The organism is Arcanobacterium pluranimalium, from assembly GCF_016907845.1.
Classification (GTDB): Bacteria; Actinomycetota; Actinomycetes; order Actinomycetales; family Actinomycetaceae; genus Arcanobacterium_A; species Arcanobacterium_A pluranimalium.
In genome coordinates this window covers 1,813,440-1,831,627 of record NZ_JAFBCS010000001.1, presented here as the reverse complement: position 1 = coordinate 1,831,627, position 18,188 = coordinate 1,813,440, and the positions used below count along the sequence as shown (strand labels likewise).

The window sequence follows — 18,188 nt, the reverse complement described above, 5'->3', positions numbered from 1 at the left end:
GGGCGTTTTGGCAACATCTCGATATATATCGAGATGTTGCCAGGAAAGCACCAAAATCCGTAGCGTGCGTGTTGTGCAGGGGTGTGCTGTAGGGGTTTGCGGAGGTTTTAGGGGTTTGTGGGTTCTAGGTGCGCGGTTGTGTGTTGCAGGTGCCTGTAGGTTCGAGGTGCGCGGTTGTGTGTCACGTATGCTTGCCTGTTAGGCGTACTCGCGGTTCAGCGTACGCCTGTGCTTAACAGGGTTATAGGACAAATCGTGTTGGTTTTTTATACCGGTCCTTGCCATTGGCCGTTGTGGTGGAAATCGGTCCAGTTCGCTGCTGTTCCCCATCGCTGGATTTCTTCTTGGGCATGGTGGTGACTGGCTCGGGTGAACATGGCTTCGATTTGGCTATCCGTGTAGGTAGTTTCCAGTAACTGCGCTGGCGTGTTAGGAAACTCCGTGTGTTGATAACACCACCATAAAATCGTCTTGACCTGGTGATCGATCGGCATTCCACGATGCGATCTCAACACATGTCGTAAACGCGAGTTCAGGGATTCAATCAGGTTAGACGTTGCAGGAATCGGGTCATCATCAATACTCAGACTCGGATCAAGATAGGTAAATAACGTTCCATGACGTACCAGAGTATTAAGCGAATTTTTAGCACGAATAAGCCGTGCATGAGTGGGAACAATCTGACCGTTCGCAAGGCGAGTTTTCTCAGCAAGGAACGCCTTCCATGCCGTATTCCACACCGCTAACTGACCCATCCATGCAAGCGCTTCCTCACGCGTGTGGATGTGTAATAAGTCTTTCGCAAGACCATAAAGCTCAACACCAGCACGAGTACGTGGCCGGCTCGTGGTATAGCGCTTGACAGTGCTAAAAGCGTGAAAGACACAGCGTTGAATACGGGTAGTGGGCCATGAAATTTTCACAGCCGAAGCAATTCCTGGACCACCATCACATACAACAACATCTGGTGGTGCAATACGTGAAAACAATGCTTGCCACGCAGCCGTTGTCTCACGACGTGCTACATACCAGCCAAGAACATGTGTTTTCGTACAAGCGATCAGCACAACAAGTTTGCGTGACAGATATATCCCATCCACAAAAACCACGTGATGAACCTCCTCAACAACTGGACTCACTGGCCATAACTGCCAAAACTGGTGGAATCGACGCCGAGCATTTCGCCCCTGACCAGGCAGATCCCGATAACGCAGATCCGAGGTCACGAAATTGAGAAAAGCTGCGAAATAACGAGCAGTGACATCATTAGAACGACTTTGACTCGCCCGGCACGACAGACAACGGAATCGGGGCCGACCAGAACCACTCTTGCCCCACTTTTGGGTAACTGAACCACACAATGAACAACGAGGATTTCCCATACCCTCAAGTCAACCGAGTTCAAACCCTACTTTCACCCGCAATACCAACAAAAAACCAGGCCAAAACCAACACGAAATGTCCAACCAAAAACTCGAGCCAAACCGACTTCAAACCCGACTATTGCTTACCACACCAACAAAAACACACCCAAAAACCAACACGATTTGTCCTATAGCCCGCTTAACACGCCCGTTGTGTTATGCACACAATCAAAAACACCAGCATTTCTAAGAAATGCTGGTGTTTTATTGGGGTGGCTAACGGGGATTGAACCCGCGACCCCCTGGACCACAACCAGGTGCTCTACCGCTGAGCTATAGCCACCATGTATTGCTTTCGCAACGAATAAAAACTATATCAAGTATTTGCGTGCAGGGAATAATTTCAGCTCCGTGATCAGTGTCACCACTGTATGTTGGTGCTGAATTTTTTTGTGGGGTGGCTGCGCACATCTGCTCAATCGTGCGCAGCCACCCCACACGGGTTTTAGTCGGTTGTGCGCCTCACCATGAGATGCGGGTTTGAATTGCATCAGCAAAACGGCCCACAAGATCGTCGTCGGAACCTAAGTAAAGCGAGCCGTCGATCAGCGAAACTTCCATCACGTAGAACTCAGAATCGGATTGTTCGTCGCCACGCACGATGTCAACGCGATTGAAAAGTAGCAGCTCATCGCGTCCAGTTACGTCTTTGATGTATCCGTGCAAAGCCTTGCGAATCTCTTCGCCCCAACGCCAGGTTTCTTCAGAAGCGTCAGCGAGATGAGCAACTTCATCAACCACATGTGAGTCCTTGGCGGAGCGGAAGCGAGGGTGAAGCATCGGCTCTTTTTCTACCTGGTACGATGCCAAGCCGTTGAGGTAAATAAGCGAAGTCTCGCCCTGGCGGTCGATGACGTCCAAGTAGCGCTGCACCATAACCGAGCGCCCCTCAGATAGCTCATACATTGCATGTTCAATGGCTTCTGAGCGGGAAGCTGCGTCCGTAGAGGTGTACCGGCCAGTTCCGCGGCCACCAGAAGAAACGGTTGGTTTCACAACAAAATCACCTGACGCGGGGAAGCGAGAGTGAATCTGCTGCTTGCTTAGGTTTTGTTCAGGCTCGAGCCAGATGGTTGGGATAGTGGGTAAGCCGCGTTTTGCAAGGCTCTGCAGGTAGTGCTTATCTGTATTCCAGGCCATGGTCTCGGCGGAGTTGAGGATGCGTGGTACCGATCGTGCCCAATCTATGAATTTCTGCCGGTTGAGGGCATAGTCGCGCACTGAACGCACGACAACGACGCCGGCGTCGTTCCAGTCGACGCTTGGGTCGTCCCAGACAGCGATGCGTGGTTCGATTCCACGCTCGCGTAGAGCGTCGGGCAAACCTTGCTCGTCAGGGTCAAGATTAGGGAACTGTGAGCTCGTAGCGAGCGTAACGATAGGTGTAGACACGCTTTTCCTCTTCAAGATAGCTTTTGAATGTGGAATTCGACTTTAGTTTATCGGTCTGAGATATAAAATGCGATGTGACGCTGAGAATTGGGAAAATGGTAATTCGCCTTGCACGAGAGTTGCTGTGCGTGAGGTCACAGGCGAAGTTTGTGCAGTCAGCTTGCATAATTTCGATTCGGTTCGCTAAGCTATAACTCGTTGCGCACCGCTAGCTCAACTGGCAGAGCATCTGACTCTTAATCAGAGGGTTCTGGGTTCGAGTCCCAGGCGGTGTACGAAAGAAGAGGCTCGCTCCACGGCGAGCCTCTTCGCTATGTCAAGACCTTTGTGCCGGTGCTGCTATTATCGCTGTCGCGACATAGCTAAAGAATGGTTGCACAGCAGCTAAATGTGGCGACATATGGGGGTTAAGCGCCAAAATGCGTTGCTTTTGACGGCGTGTTGTTAGCGTCCGGCCCAGCTTTTTCGGATGTGGAGGCTGTCTTCCCATGGTTGTTCGTGGTTGATGGTGGTGTCGATTTCGACGGGTCCGGGTTGTTCTTCTTGGACTGGTTGCTTTGGGGGTTGCGTGATGTTGTCGATGAAGCTTTCTAAGGGTTTGGGGTCGATACTGTTGGTGTATAGCCAGTAATTGATTGCGGTGAGCATGTGTTCTTCTGACCAGCCTCGGTGAGCGTGAAGGAAAGCTTTCAGGGGCGAGTTGATCCCACCTTCAAGCTTATTAGTCGTCGAGGCAAGGACAGTGGTTGTGTCTAGGTCGTCTCTGAGGTAGGTAAACAAGACCTGGTCTTTGACGTATCGGTCGAGAGATTTTATGATGCGTCTGGTCTGGTAGTGTGTGTACCACCATTTCTTATTATTTCTTGCGAAAGTGGGAATATCACTGATGGACACATCGGTGCGGTATGTTTTCTCTTCCAACCAGTCATCGTAGAGCTGGTGGAACGCTGCTAACGCTTTGACCCAAGTGATAGCGTGCTCTGCTGTGTTTATGCGGGTCAGGTCGCGTCCGAGTTGGTGTAGAGCCTTGTGTTGATCGGTTTTCGGGTTGATGGTTGTCACGCGTCGAATATTGCGTTGGATATGGACAAGGCAGCGTTGAATACGTGCTTCTGGCCAGCATTGTCTAATCGCCCCTAGTGCTCCTTTATCCCCATCAGTGACTACCACGATTGGAGCGGGGATACGTGAAAGTAGAGCCGTATAGGAGGCTTTGTTTTCACGTTGGCATACCTGATAAGTGATCACGCCCTTAGTGGTGGATGCGATCAAGATGCACCAACCATAGGGAATATAGGTCCCGTCAATAAAGACCTGGTCATATACCTCGCCTGTCACCTGCCATGCGGGTCTGGTGTGCCAGCACCAGGCATGCGTACGGTCCCAGGTGCGTAACGAGGATCCTTGGACGCGCCTGGGCGCGGTGTCCGTGACATAGGCAAGGAACTGGCGAAACTGACGCTGACGTTGTTGACGGTAATCGCGCGATGTTGAACTGTAGCGACAATCAGGGCAATACCAGCGTTGAGTACCGGACTTGTTCTTCCCGTTTTTCTTCATCATGCTTTGACATAAAGGACACCGTCGGGCTCGAATACTACGTTTTCTCACCCAAAGTACATAACCCAAGCCATGTCAAGGAACCTACCGTATAGAGCTCCTATACCTCAATAACACCGACTTTCCATTACCATGCCAGTGAAAAGTCGGATCTTAAGCAACGCTTTTTGGCGCTTAGCCCACATATGGCGATATCGCTGCCATGATACCGCGTCGCCGCCACATTGCCCGCCGCTATGTCACCACGCCATCCAAAACTATGAAGCCGCCGAATTCAACGCTACCGAGGGCGGTAGACAGTCGGTAGGCAAGCTAGACAGTCAGTAGGCGAGTAGCAGTCTCAGCGATTCAGTGCTTCATGTGCCCGTTTAGCGCGGTCAACGGTGAGATCGTCGGTGATCGAAGCTGCTAGTTCACGTGCTTCATCTGAAGTTGGACCTTCGCCTGCAGGGAATAAAACGGACCGGTAGTAGCGCATCTCATCGATCGAATCGTAGATATCGCCCAAAGCTCGATGATTACCCGTCTTTTCTGGTGCAGCAAAGTATGTGCGTGGGAACCAGCGTTTTGCCAGTTCTTTGACCGAGGAGACGTCAATAACTCGATAATGCAAGTGCTCTACTAGCTCAGGCATATCGCGCACCAAGAACGTGCGGTCGGTTCCTACTGAGTTTCCACCTAGTGGTGCTTTTCCAGCATCTGGCACAAAACGCTTAATATAGGCAAGGGTCTGTGCCTGGGCTTCTTCCATACTCAAGCCGGCGTCCCACTCATCAATCAAACCAGTAGTTGTGTGCATATTGCGAACAAAAGGATTCATTTGTTCAACTGCCGCTTTAGATGGCTTGATTACAAGGTCAAGCCCCGTATCAAGAGGATTTAGTTCAGCATCCGTCACAACGACGGCGATTTCAACTAGAGCATCAACGTCAAGGTTGAGCCCCGTCATTTCACAGTCAATCCAAACAATAGGTGTATTTTGCGCAGAAAAATTACTCACTGAATAAGCCTACCAAATGAACAAGCCGACCAAATCGGCAAATGAAAATCTCCCACCGAAAAGCGACGTTTCGGTGGGAGAATAAGCGCCCCCAGCGGGACTCGAACCCACAACCTACAGATTAGAAGTCTGGTGCTCTATCCATTGAGCTATGGAGGCCAGCACGAAATCAACAACCAATTTACCTTTTTTGTAGCGAAACTGCTAACCAGGTTCTAAGTTGTGCACCGTGAACTAATTCATCGCTCTGTCTGACGATGCACAATCTGGAGATACACAATGAGAAACATATTTTGCCGAAAATGCGGTACAAATAGAAGAGTGAGTAACGTTCCTTTCAATCGTGTTGAATTAGCAAATCTTGTGCGCCGAACTCTGCAGATCTTGCGCGCTACGGATTTGCCACTTGATTTGCCTGGAACTGACGAGATTAAGGCTGCGCAGCTGAAGCTAATGACGCAGCTCGAGGCCCGTATTTTACCTCATCTTGAGTCGTCCGATTTGCCGGCGATTATTGTGTTGGGTGGCTCCTCAGGCGCTGGAAAATCAACGATTGTAAATTCTTTGGTGGGTGCTGAGGTCACGGAAGCGTCAGTGTTGCGGCCGACGACGCGAGTGCCGGTGGCACTAATTCACCCTGCTGATGCAGCTGCTATGGATAGACACGTGCTAAAAACGATTAGCACTTATAAGGTGAGCGAACACGCATTGCCTGGGATCGTCGTCATCGATGCACCAGACCTAGATTCTATCGAAGACGCCAACCGGGAACTGTCGAACCGGCTGCTCGATTCTGCGGATTTATGGTTATTTGTGACGACGGCTGCCCGCTATGGCGATGCGCTCGCCTGGGCGATTCTCGATATGGCACACAGTCGAGGCCTCACGTGCGCAGTTGCTCTTAACCGTGTGTCAGAACGCGCTCTGAAGCCGGTGCGGGCCGATCTCACGCGACGCATGACGGAATTGGGACTTGAAGATAGTCCACTTTTCGTAATTCCAGATCAAGGCCCTATGACGGGCACATTGCCTCCATCTACTGTGGCAGAACTCCGATCATGGCTGGTAGCCATCGCCAAATCGCGCATGGGAAATACGCTCGTCGATCGCACAACGGCCGCCACATTGCCTACGCTGCGTGCCGATTTGCTCAATCTCGCGGACGTGGTGGAGATGCAAGAAAACGCCATCGTCGATTTGAAAGATAAGGCAGTTGAAGGTGCGCAAGCGCCGATTGAGAAACTGGCAACCAATATCTCGGCAGGTCGGTTCGGCCAAGGCGCGCCGACTACTGCGTGGTTGTCGTTGGCTTCCACAGGAGGGCCGTTATCGCCTCTTGTGCTGGGCAAAAAACCTGGACTTTTCCACAAACGCACGGATTCACGCGATAACGCAGCTACAACGCTCTTCGATTCGGTGTTAACCTCTGCACAGGTCGCTTTGACTCAAGGGCTTGTGGCCTCAGAAAATGCCATCAACGATGCGTGGCGTAACGACGTCGTTGACACGCGTCGCTTTCTGGAAAAGGCGCAAGAAAACCTCGATCGAGACGCGATCGTGCGTCGTGCCCTGACCGAGTGGAAAGCACAACTAGCTGCGCTGGGCAAAACTGCACCACAAAATGCCTGGTTTGGGCCTGCTGGCAATGCGGCAATTATCGGTTCGGCCGCAGGTGGTATTGTGGGTGCGATGAAGGTCGCGGCCTCGCTCGGATTAGAAAAGAGTGCTTGGGAAGCTCGTGCAGCGTTGGCGAAAGTGGTGCGCGAAGCGATGGAAGCACTTGTGGCGGTTTATGTTTCTCCGCTCAATGAGCTCAATTCTGGAAATAGTGCTGTGTTGCGCCTGCGTGCCAGCGAGTTAGTGAATTACGTGAAGTGAGGGCAAATGCGTGAGGCAAATATTCCAACGAAAGACGTGCAAACGGCGTCTATCCCCACGCAAGGCGTGAAACCGGCGTCGGCTGATGCGCTGCCCGACGACGCAACTGTGGCGCGTCGCGTTGTAGCACTCACGAAGGCACTGGATGCCTGTGCGCAGTACCTTAACCCGGCGGTTATTGGCCGGGCGCGTCAAGACCTCGAGCAGGTGCGTGAGCGCACCGAATTTGGCTCTGGCACGACGGTTGCTGCCTTGGTTGGAGGAACCGGATCTGGAAAGTCGACGCTTTTTAATGCGATCACGGGTTTCGAATTTGCTGATGCGGGGGAATTGCGTCCCACCACAGAACGCGCAACAGCGTGTACCTGGGGAATCGATGCCACAAAGTTGCTCGATTACCTCGATGTGGAAGAGAGTCGACGAATCAATCACAGTTCGGTGCTTGTTGACGATTCGGAGTTGAATGGCCTCGTGCTCCTGGATTTGCCTGATCACGATTCGATTCGGGTGGCTCATTCGATGTTGGTGGGGAAGTTGATCCCCATGATTGATCTGCTGGTGTGGGTACTTGATCCGCAAAAATATGCAGATCAGATCTTGCATCAGCAATACCTGGAGAATTTGCGCCAACGCAGTGGGTCGATGATCGTGGTGCTCAACCATATTGACACTGTGCCAAGTGAACATATTGAGCGATTATTGCAGGATTTGCGCGGTTTATTAGAGCGTGATGGTCTTGGGAATGTGCCAGTTTATCCAGTTTCGGCCTTGAAACGTTTGGGTCTTGATCCGGTGCGGCAGGAACTGGAAAAGGCAGTGCAGGCAAGTTCTCTCGCTGCTCAGACGGCTCTTGCTGAGTTGGAGGCGATAAGCACCCGGGTGAAAAGGCATCTAGCTGAGCGGGAGCCTGATCTTGAGGGTGAGGACTTCGATGAGATGGTTGATCGCGTTGTGCGCGCCTCGGGCGTGCCGGCCGTCGTTGCGTCGATTGCCGACGCCGGTGGGAAATTTGCGAATACAGCTCACGTTTACCCAGATCAGCCGTCGCATACGATGATGGTTGCGATTCGAGATGCGTGGACGAACCACGTTAGTGAGAATATGCCCCAGGACTGGCGGGCGGCGCTAGTTGCTGGTGTTTCTGGACCTGATAGGTTGCGTCGTGCGGTGGGTAATGCGCTGAAAAGTGTGGCTCTGCCGCGGCTTTCTAAGTTTTCGCTGTGGATGACGCTGTTGCTTGCTTTACTGATTGTTACCGGTGGTGGCGTAGCAGCGGTGTTGAGTTTTCCCAGCGATGCAGTGGGAGTGAGAGTGGCGACGGCGCTCGGTAGCGTGGTACTTGCACTGTGCGTTTTGTGGTTGGCGCGAGTGTGGCATCGGCGTTCAGCGCGGCGTCTTTCCCAGCAATACGCACGAGCAGTATCGTTGGCAGTTTCTCAAGTTCTTGAAGAACACCTGGTAGCTGGACCAAAAGTGGTTGTTACTGACCATCAGTGCGCTCGCGAGGTGCTGATGGAGCTGGCATAGTATCGTTGCTTTTGAGACATCTGCTTTGATGTAGCGGTCTTTGATGTAGCTGCCGTGATGTAGTCGCCTTTGATGTAGCTAACATAACGTAGTTGTCCACAAGTGCTTGTTTTGACTACCTTATCCACAGATTTTTTGAGCTAGCTGAATCGAAACTCTATTTCGTTGAGACTTGACGTGTCAGTTCCATTTTCTAAGGAGACGATATGTCGAACGAAACAACAATAACAGTGCGTGGATGGGCCGGAAACGATCCGATCATCTATTCGAATTCAGATTCAGCCGATGGAAACCAAACTAGGATTTCTACGGTCGTGGTCAACGTTGGGGTCACGGCGCGCATCTTCAGCCGCAAATCGGGTCAGTTTGAAGACGGCAATACCACATGGTACTCAGTGCGGTGTTACGGTTCATTGGCGCGGAATGTATCAATGTGCGTGCACCGAGGAACTCCACTGCTCGTGCGCGGGCGGTTAGTGACGCGATCATACGTAGATAAAGAGGGCGTAACGCGAACTTCGAATATCATCATGGCAGATTCAGTGGGCATCGATCTGAATAATGGTATTGCTTCGTTCGTGAAGTCCTCACAAGCGGCATTGCCTCAAATTGATGGTGAAGCCAATAAATGGGAAGTTGGTCGAGAGCAAAACGAGGCAGATGCGCGTTCAATATTGCAGCCTGTAGCCGATTCTGAAGAATCGCATGATCCACTTTCCGACGGCGATAAGCAAGACGACGGCGGTTTGGATCCAGCAGGTTTACTCGTTGGAGTGAGCTAACTATCGGCTTGCTATAGAACATTGGATCTGAGCCCATAAGCGAAAAGCAGCGGTGTTGCCTTTCGTATTATGGGCTTTGATTCAAGACTCGTTTTCGCTAGGCTTGACTATGGAAAACTCTGCAATATGCATGACACGTCAAGAGATGATGAGGAAACGTGGCTGAATATATTTACTCCATGGTTCGGGCTCGTAAGACCGTTGGTGACAAGGTAATCCTGAACGATGTAACGATGGCCTTTTTGCCTGGTGCCAAGATCGGTATGGTTGGTCCAAACGGCGCAGGAAAGTCGACCATTCTAAAGATCATGGCGGGTCTCGATGAGCCGTCAAATGGTGAAGCGCGACTTTCGCCTGGTTATTCGGTAGGTATCTTGATGCAAGAGCCGCCGCTCAACGAATCCAAAACGGTGCTTGAGAACGTTCAAGAAGCTGCTGGCGAAATGTTTGCCAAGGTTGAGCGTTTTAACCAAATCGGTTTAGAAATGGCGGAGCCTGATGCCGATTTTGATGCGTTGATGGAAGAGATGGGCAAACTCCAGACCGAGATCGATGCAGCAAATGCATGGGATCTTGACGCTCAACTTGCCCAAGCTATGGATGCACTTCGCTGTCCGGCACCAGATACTCCTGTTAACGTGCTTTCTGGTGGTGAACGCCGTCGTGTGGCTCTGTGTAAGCTTCTCTTGGAAGCTCCTGATCTGTTGCTGCTCGACGAGCCCACTAACCATCTCGATGCAGAATCGGTGGAGTGGCTCGAACAGCATTTGGCAAAATATCCAGGTGCAGTTATTGCAGTGACGCACGATCGTTACTTCCTTGATCATGTGGCACAGTGGATTGCTGAAGTTGATCGTGGTCAGCTTTACCCGTATGAGGGCAATTACTCAACGTACCTGGAAAAGAAGCAAGATCGACTGCAAGTCCAGGGCAAGAAAGATGCCAAGCTGCAAAAACGTCTCAAAGAAGAACTAGAGTGGGTGCGTTCATCTGCCAAAGGACGCCAAGCGAAGTCGAAAGCCCGTTTGGCACGCTACGAAGAAATGGCTGCTGAAGCTGAGCGCACACGCAAACTTGACTTCGAAGAGATTCAGATTCCGCCAGGCCCACGCCTTGGAAATGTGGTGATTGAAGCCAAAGACTTGCTTAAAGGTTTCGGCGATCGCACCCTCATTAAGGATCTTTCTTTCTCTTTGCCGCGTAACGGTATCGTGGGAATCATCGGACCAAATGGCGTTGGCAAGACTACGCTGTTCAAGACGATTGTTGGTCTCGAACCACTCGATGGTGGCGACCTCAAGATCGGTGAAACTGTGAAGATTTCTTATGTTGATCAGAACCGTGCAGGTATTGATCCAAATAAGAATCTTTGGGAAGTGGTTTCTGACGGCCTTGATTTCATCAAGGTTGGAAACGTTGAGATGCCTTCGCGTGCATATGTGTCCGCTTTTGGTTTCAAGGGTGCAGACCAGCAGAAACTCGCAGGAGTTCTCTCTGGTGGTGAGCGCAACCGACTCAATTTGGCGCTCACTCTCAAGCAGGGCGGAAACCTGATCTTGCTCGACGAACCTACTAACGATCTCGACGTCGAAACGCTGGGATCTTTGGAAAATGCGCTTCTTGAATTCCCAGGTTGCGCGGTCGTTATTACCCACGATCGCTGGTTCCTTGATCGCGTTGCTACCCATATTCTCGCTTGGGAAGGCACTGAGGAAGAGCCACACAACTGGTATTGGTTTGAAGGAAACTTTGAATCGTATGAGAAGAACAAGATCGAGCGCCTCGGTCCTGACGCTGCCCGCCCAAGTTCAATGGCTTACCGAAAGCTCACACGTGACTGAGTAATGCTGAGCTTGTAGGCTATAACCGAAGCTTGAAAGTGAGAATAGGCAAGTAAAATCATGGTACTTCTCTACAATGTGACGTCTTCGATATTCATCGCCGGCGCAGTGATATTCGCGCTGGCTATGATCGTGGCGATTGTATATATGATCAGGAACTGGAATTCTGATCAGGTGCAAGACCTCGATGCGCCAGTTCGCACTTACCTCGAAGAATCGCCCGAAGATTCAGCCGAACGCTTTGCGCTGGGAAATCAGTAAGAGCGCTATATTGCACTAATCAATGCGATACGGTGTGGGGACAGTTCAGAATGATGAACTGTCCCCACACCACTATCACGGCAAGCTGTCATTGTTACTGTGGCAAATTGGGAAGATTCCGCGTACGAACCATGCCCTCTTGCGCCATGGTGGCAACATGCTGGCCATTTTGGAAGAATTTTGCAATCGATAACCCGCGTCCTCCTTGAGCAGAGGGAGAACTGAGTTCGGCAAGTACCCAGGCGGACATGTCGATGTCGCGATGCCACCAAATCGCATGGTCAAGGGTGGCGAGAGAAAGATCTGGGTGCAGCCACGACATCCCGTGCATGCGCAAGATCGGTTCGAGCATGAATTGATCTGTTGCATAAGCCAATATCGCACGATGTAGCAGCTGATTTGATTCGCTGGGCATCGGATTTCGAAGCTTGAACCACAAAAGGGTAGTATCCGATGGATTCTTTTGTGGTCGAGTCCAGATCGCGCCGTCGACATGGCGCATATCGATAGCGTTCGTCGAACTCATAAAACGGGCAATAGGCAGGTCAAGCGAAGCGAAATATGCAACTGAAGATTCTAGTTCTTCTGGTGGAGGGGCGCTCGGCATAACGGATTGATGTTCAACACCGGGCTGCTGTTCTTGAAAAGAGGCGCGGGCACTAAAGATTGTTTGGCCGAATTGAGATGCGTAAATACGCCGCGTTGAGAATGACCGCCCATCAAGCACATCTTCGACGTCAAAGGTGATGGGTTCATCAATCTGACCTGGGCGTAAGAATGCCGCCGTAATGGAGTGAATATTACGAGAGGGCATGCCTGCTTCACTTAGGCTGGATGCGGCGGCAATGACCGCCTGCGCAAAGACTTGGCCACCATATACTCGACCCGAAAATTGCGGCAGGTTACTCCCCTCAAAGCAGTTGCTCTCTTTAATTCTCATACGAAGAGTGTTGAGCACAGATGCTAAAGGCTCATCATTTGAGGTTGGAATGGAAATCCTCATTATCTTCTCCTCCTGCTGGTATACCTATACTTTATCCACTTCTTGGCGCAGGTTAAAACACCTGAAGAGCCGATAACGTGTAGACAATCTAACGAAAACTACTACCGCTTATGTGCACAGCAGAAAATGTGTTTCTAACTAGGTTTAAACAAATGGATTGAGTAAAGTTATTGACAGTTGTAGTTAGGCCGTTATGGCGTACCTGCGTGTTATTTGATCCGGAGATTTCGCCAGTGCAGCGAGGGAGCTTTGATGGTTTCATTCATTCATAACCGTGAATTATTGGTTCAGCTGGCACATGCCTACGGCGTTGCTACCGAGTTTTGGGGATACGACGGTAACTTGCGCCACGTTGCGGACCACACCCTCATTGCAGTGTTGGAATCTATGGGAGTTCACAATCTTGGCGATACCACTATCGAAACGGAACTCGAGCGGCGTCGGAACCGAGAGTGGTACACCGTTTTGCCTGCATGTAGCGTAGTGAGGAATGATCGAAGCACACCGATTCACGTCCATATTCCGCACGGTTCTCAGGTGCGCTTAGAGTTGGCGCTGGAAGACGGCGGTCGTCTCGCTCTCAATCAAGGGGAGGACTTCACGCCACCACGGGAAATCAACGGCGTCCTCACTGGTCAAGCCACATTTTATGTGCCAGAGGGAACTCAACTTGGCTACCACAGACTATTGGCTTTCGTGGAGTCTGGCGGCGGGGAAGCATCAGAATATGAAGCGAGTTTGATAGTTACGCCTAATCGTTTGCCGGACGGCAAGCGAGCGTGGGGGCGTTCCTGGGGCATGATGGCGCAGCTCTATTCCGTGCGTTCACGGCGTTCATGGGGTATTGGTGACCTTGATGATCTTGCTGAAATGAGCTCCACTTTCGGTGATCTGGGTGCGGATTTTTTGCTGATTAACCCGTTGCATGCCGCTGAAGTCGTCGGAGATATGTCTCCTTCGCCTTATCTGCCAGCTACAAGGCGTTTTTTCAATCCGATCTACATTCGACCCGAAAATATTGCGGAAGTCGCTTATATGAGCGCGCCGCAGCGATCACTCATCACCTGGGCTGGGGAAGAGATCAAAAAATCTTCGCTTGAAAATGAGCTTATCGATCGAAATAAGGTGTGGGAGGCCAAGCGCGAAGCTTTAGAAGTGATTTTCCAGGTAGAACGTTCTGAAGCTCGCCAGCGTTCCTTTGAACGTTTTCGCCAGCTCGAGGGTGAAGGGCTTGAGAATTTTGCGCTCTGGTGTGCCATTAACGAAGCCTACGACGGAGTGATTCCCGAGCGGCTGCGCGATATTTCTTCACCTTTTGTGGCGCAGGAGCGCTTGCGATTGAGTGAACGCGTAGACTTTTGGGCTTGGCTGCAGTGGATCATGGATGAGCAGCTTCGCGCTGCCCAATTCACAGCGAAGTCCGCTGGCATGGAATATGGCATCTGTCATGATTTAGCAGTGGGCGTACACCCCATGGGTGCAGATACTTGGACCATCCCGCACGCATTTGCAAAAAATGTGGGTGTTGGCGCCCCGCCTGATATGTACAATCAGCAGGGGCAAAACTGGCATCAGCCACCGTGGCAACCTACCGAGCTCGAAGCGATGGAATATGCCCCGCTGCGAGACATGATCCGAACGGTGCTGCGTCATGCTGGGGCTTTGCGTATCGACCACATAATGGGTCTTTTCCGTCTGTGGTGGATACCTGCGGGAAACTCGCCAGTAGATGGCACCTATGTGCAGTTCGATCATGAAGCAATGGTGGGCATTTTGCTGCTTGAAGCATATCGCAGCGGGGCCATTATTATTGGCGAAGACCTTGGCACAGTCGAGCCGTGGGTGCGCGATTACCTCACAGAACGCGGTATTTTGGGCACGTCTGTTTTCTGGTTTGAAAAGCAAGACGACGGTTATCCAAAGCAGGCTAGTGACTACCGTCGCGATGTGCTTGTGACCGTCAATACTCATGATTTACCTCCAGCAGCGGGCTATTTGGCAGAAGAACATGTAGATTTGCGTGCGCGTTTGGGGCTTTTGGAAGAATCTGAGGAGCTAACGCGTCAAGAAGCGCGCCGCGAACGCGCCCAAGTGCTCAATCTGCTCCAGGACTACCAACTGCTTAATGTCGATGGATCTGAGCGTGAAATAGTCGAAGCCTTGCACGGTTATATTGCGCAAACTCCTGCCGTTTTGCTAGGTATTTCTTTGACCGACGCCGTAGGGGAGCGTCGCGCTCAGAACCAACCTGGCACGGATCGCGAGTATCCAAACTGGAAAATTCCACTCGCTGATGGAACTGAAAAAGTCGTGCTTGTGGAGGAGCTATCGACCAATCCACGCTTGATTTCCTTAGTGCAGAGCTTTAAGAATAATCTTGGGCACTAAAATGAGGCGACGTATAGGTGACGGTGATGGCACAAACGCATGAGGAAGTGACTGCTCGCGGCATTATTGGCGCGTGCGGAGGGATAGATAACCTCGTGAAAGTTGATGGCGCAATCAGCCGGATCGAAGTTTGGGTTCACGATACTACAGTGCTCGACACTGTGCGCTTGCGGGCCATGACACTCAGCCTTGTGGTGCAGAAAAACAAAGTTCAACTCATTGTTGGTGCGCAAGCACAAGTATTGCTGCAAGAATTGGCGCTGATCGTCAACACTGAGCCTGACGATTAATTCTTTCCTCGTTTAACACAAGCCTGTTTATGTGACGTTCCCTCGAGTTTTGCCTGTTGGGAGCGCTCAGATGTGCAAGTATGGAGAATTATTGATAGCGACATAAGCTCGTGGGGTCGATTCTCGTAGCAGAATCGACCCCACACTATTTCAGGCCAGCGTATTGAAAACGAAGCTCAAATATTTCGAGCAAAGCGGTCTTAACGCTGAGCATCACATTCTTGGGCATTGCGTGCACGCCGAGCACCATCGAGTGCTTCGGATACGAGTCGCAGCATTGCCGGAGCCGAGCTCTTGTGCTCCTCAAGCCAAATGGTGCCGTACTCGATGATGTCGATGCCGAGATCGGTGCGTCCAGCGAGCTTGGTCGGGAACGAATAAGAGATCATATTTGATGCGATCTCCTTAGTGCGCTCTGCCCACTGCTGCTCAACACTAGCGAAGTATTTCTCTACGAAAGGAACGAGGAGCGCCCCATCTCCACCTGAGAAGCCCAATGCCAATCCGCGTTGGACGGAATTAGGCACCTCACCACCAGTGAGATCGTTCCATGCGCGCAGCTTAGCTGCTGGATCAGCGATAGCTGCGCGAGCTCGAGCTGCAGCAACTGCTCCCGACGCCGTGTTGTCACGTTCGGTACGCTCGCGTTCGACGTCGTCTTCCGACACGCGACCCGCAGCGGCGAGACGCTGGATGACAGCCCAACGCATGGCGTTGTCCATCACCAGACCTGATGGAACATCTACGCCGTCTAGCCAGCCAGCGATAGCGTCAAGCTGAGCATCTGTGTGTGCCAAGGCCACTGCAGACGTTGTGATCTGCAGCTGTCGATCTGAACCAGGCTCAGTGGCGGCGGCGATCTCCGCCAAATGCGTTGCCACCTCAAGCTGGAGTTCAGTACGAGAATCAGGAGCAGAATACAGATTTGTGGCGGTGGCGAGCTGATTGAGAATAGTGCGCAGCACAGTGCCGTGATCTTCGGTTTCCAAAGCCGTCAAGATCAGGCGAGCGAAGTCAGTGGCGGGCATTTCGCCGTCGCGGCACATATCCCACGCTGAGAAAAGCACGAGCGTGCGGGTGAGGCGGTCGGTGAACAAATCGATGTTCTGCACAGCATTTCGTAGCGATACTTCATCAAGCCGAACCTTGGCATACGCGAAATCGCCGTCGTTGATAAGGATTAGTTCAGGGCGCTCAATGCCTGCAAATTCCTTAACCTCAGTGAGTTCACCAGCGATGTCTAGTTCAGCGTGCGCAACCTTCTGGTAACGTCCGTCAACAATGTTGTATCCTCCCACGCAAATTCGGTGGGGACGTAGCGAGGACCTGCCATCGGATTCTTGTCGGATTGAGAACGAAACGAGCTTACCGCCGTCGTCCACAATTTCTGGTTTGAGAATATTGATACCTGATTCTTCGAGCCAGAGTCGGGACCATTCGTGTAGATCGCGGCCGGACGCAGCCTCAAGTTCTACGAGCAAATCGTTGAGCGTGGCATTTCCCCACGCCTTCTTGGCGAGGTATTTCTGAACACCGGTGATAAAACCATCCCAGCCAACGTATGCGACGAGCTGCTGGAATACCGATGCGCCCTTGCCGTAAGTGATTCCGTCAAAGTTGACCATCACATCTTCAAGATCGCGAATATCGGCGGCGATAGGATGCGTCGAGGGGAGCTGGTCTTGAGCCTGCGCCCAGGATTTTTCAGAGGAATTGAAGGTGACCCAAGCGTCTGTCCAGCGGGTGGTCTGCGCCGTCGCCACATGACTCATGTACTCAGCAAAAGATTCATTGAGCCACAGATCATCCCACCACTTCATGGTGACGAGATCGCCGAACCACATGTGTGCCAGCTCGTGCAATACCGTGATCGCGCGGCGCTCCACAATCGCTTCCGAGGGGCGGGAACGAAATACATAATCGTCCAAGATAGTGACGCAGCCTGGGTGTTCCATGGCACCTGCATTGTATTCAGGCACGAAGATTTGATCGTATTTACGGAACGGGTACGGCTGTGCGAATGCTTCTTCGAAGAATGGCATACCCGCTTTGGTGATGTCGATAATTTCTTCACCATCGAGGTATTCAAACAAGGATTCGCGCACGTAAACGCCCATAGGGATTGTGCGTCCATCGACTGACGTGTATTGACCCTCCACGCCCTTGTATGGGCCAGCAACGATACAGGTCAGGTAGGACGAAATTGTCTCGGTTGGGGTAAATTCCCACGTAGCTGTGCCATCACCGTTCGATTGAGGTGCCGGCGTTGGAGATACTGAGAACACGTTCCACTGCTCAGGTGCAGTGACGACGAACGTGAAATTAGCTTTCAAATCCGGCTGCTCAAAAACTGCGAACATGCGGCGTGAATCAGGCACCTCGAACTGGGAATAGAGATATGCCTGGCCATCAGCAGGGTCAATTGCACGATGCAAGCCCTCACCAGTATGAGAGTATTTGCAGGTAGCAGCGATGACGAGTTCATTTTCTTCGGCGAGATCAGCCAGCGCAATGCGTGAATCTGCATAATATTCCACAGGCACATCCACGCCGTTCAATGTGATACTCTCAACCGATTCAGCGATGAGATCAACAAAGGTTGAGCATCCAGCGGTGGCGCTAAAGTTGATCGTGGATCGGGAGGTGAAAGTATCACTTTCGGTTAGATTGAGCTCAACTCGATAGGAATGAGTCTGAATTAGTTCGGCACGCTCAGCTGCTTCGACGCGGGTTAGATTCTCTCCGGGCACGGGGTTCCTCTCGTTACTGGATCACATTTCACTCTTAAGATTAGCTCACTGGCGTTATTCGACGAAGTTAAAGCGAGTATTGCTGGGTGCTT

Annotated in this window: 13 protein-coding genes and 3 tRNA genes; 8 read left to right on the top strand and 8 right to left on the bottom strand. The window is 51.6% G+C overall.

What is annotated here, in order from left to right; all coding sequences use genetic code 11:
- Positions 1-266: 266 nt before the first annotated feature.
- The 3 genes from JOD55_RS07930 to JOD55_RS07920 all read right to left on the bottom strand — a co-directional run bounded on the left by JOD55_RS07930 (position 267) and on the right by JOD55_RS07920 (position 2,816).
- Positions 267-1,382 carry an IS1249 family transposase gene (locus JOD55_RS07930; RefSeq protein WP_204397472.1) on the bottom strand — a complete coding sequence of 372 codons (1,116 nt, stop codon included), beginning with the start codon at positions 1,380-1,382 and terminating at the stop codon, positions 267-269.
- Positions 1,383-1,632: 250 nt separating this feature from the next.
- Positions 1,633-1,707: transfer RNA gene (locus JOD55_RS07925), tRNA-His, on the bottom strand.
- Between the two features lie 179 nt (positions 1,708-1,886).
- Positions 1,887-2,816: an ATP-grasp domain-containing protein gene (locus tag JOD55_RS07920; RefSeq protein ID WP_204399472.1), complete on the bottom strand. Its 930-nt coding sequence runs from the start codon at positions 2,814-2,816 to the stop codon at positions 1,887-1,889.
- 202 nt (positions 2,817-3,018) lie between these two features.
- Here JOD55_RS07920 and JOD55_RS07915 point away from each other — a divergent pair.
- Positions 3,019-3,091 (top strand) — tRNA-Lys (locus JOD55_RS07915).
- 169 nt (positions 3,092-3,260) lie between these two features.
- Here the strand turns inward: JOD55_RS07915 and JOD55_RS07910 are convergent.
- The 3 genes from JOD55_RS07910 to JOD55_RS07900 form a co-directional block, all read right to left on the bottom strand.
- Entirely contained in the window at positions 3,261-4,427 is a 1,167-nt protein-coding gene (locus JOD55_RS07910; protein WP_338022164.1) for an IS1249 family transposase, read from the bottom strand.
- A 289-nt stretch (positions 4,428-4,716) separates the two neighbouring features.
- Entirely contained in the window at positions 4,717-5,376 is a 660-nt protein-coding gene (orn, locus tag JOD55_RS07905; protein ID WP_338022231.1) for an oligoribonuclease, read from the bottom strand.
- Positions 5,377-5,462: 86 nt separating this feature from the next.
- Positions 5,463-5,535: transfer RNA gene (locus JOD55_RS07900), tRNA-Arg, on the bottom strand.
- Positions 5,536-5,697: 162 nt separating this feature from the next.
- Between JOD55_RS07900 and JOD55_RS07895 the strand changes: the two genes are divergently transcribed.
- From JOD55_RS07895 to JOD55_RS07875, 5 genes are all read left to right on the top strand, one after another.
- Positions 5,698-7,254: a GTPase gene (locus tag JOD55_RS07895; RefSeq protein WP_204399471.1), complete on the top strand. Its 1,557-nt coding sequence runs from the start codon at positions 5,698-5,700 to the stop codon at positions 7,252-7,254.
- Between the two features lie 6 nt (positions 7,255-7,260).
- The gene (locus tag JOD55_RS07890; RefSeq protein WP_204399470.1) at positions 7,261-8,781 is read left to right on the top strand and encodes a GTP-binding protein; all 1,521 of its coding nucleotides are present in this window, start codon (positions 7,261-7,263) and stop codon (positions 8,779-8,781) included.
- A gap of 206 nt (positions 8,782-8,987) precedes the next feature.
- On the top strand, positions 8,988-9,563 hold the full coding sequence (locus tag JOD55_RS07885; protein WP_204399469.1) for a single-stranded DNA-binding protein: 576 nt from the start codon (positions 8,988-8,990) through the stop codon (positions 9,561-9,563).
- 158 nt (positions 9,564-9,721) lie between these two features.
- Complete coding sequence (ettA, locus tag JOD55_RS07880; RefSeq protein WP_204399468.1) at positions 9,722-11,404, top strand: energy-dependent translational throttle protein EttA; 1,683 nt, start codon at positions 9,722-9,724, stop codon at positions 11,402-11,404.
- Positions 11,405-11,464: 60 nt separating this feature from the next.
- Positions 11,465-11,665, top strand: coding sequence for a hypothetical protein (locus JOD55_RS07875; protein WP_204399467.1), 201 nt, complete (start codon positions 11,465-11,467; stop codon positions 11,663-11,665).
- 94 nt (positions 11,666-11,759) lie between these two features.
- Here the strand turns inward: JOD55_RS07875 and JOD55_RS07870 are convergent, their stop codons facing one another.
- Entirely contained in the window at positions 11,760-12,668 is a 909-nt protein-coding gene (locus JOD55_RS07870) for an acyl-CoA thioesterase (protein WP_204399466.1), read from the bottom strand.
- A 252-nt stretch (positions 12,669-12,920) separates the two neighbouring features.
- Between JOD55_RS07870 and malQ the strand changes: the two genes are divergently transcribed.
- Positions 12,921-15,056, top strand: a complete 2,136-nt coding sequence (gene malQ / locus JOD55_RS07865) for a 4-alpha-glucanotransferase (RefSeq protein WP_204399465.1) — start codon at positions 12,921-12,923, stop codon at positions 15,054-15,056.
- Positions 15,057-15,082: 26 nt separating this feature from the next.
- A complete protein-coding gene (locus tag JOD55_RS07860) occupies positions 15,083-15,346 on the top strand; it encodes a hypothetical protein (protein ID WP_204399464.1) in 264 nt (87 codons plus the stop codon).
- Between the two features lie 200 nt (positions 15,347-15,546).
- Here JOD55_RS07860 and pepN read toward each other — a convergent pair whose 3' ends face one another.
- A complete protein-coding gene (pepN, locus tag JOD55_RS07855) occupies positions 15,547-18,096 on the bottom strand; it encodes an aminopeptidase N (protein ID WP_204399463.1) in 2,550 nt (849 codons plus the stop codon).
- Between the last annotated feature and the right edge of the window lie 92 nt (positions 18,097-18,188).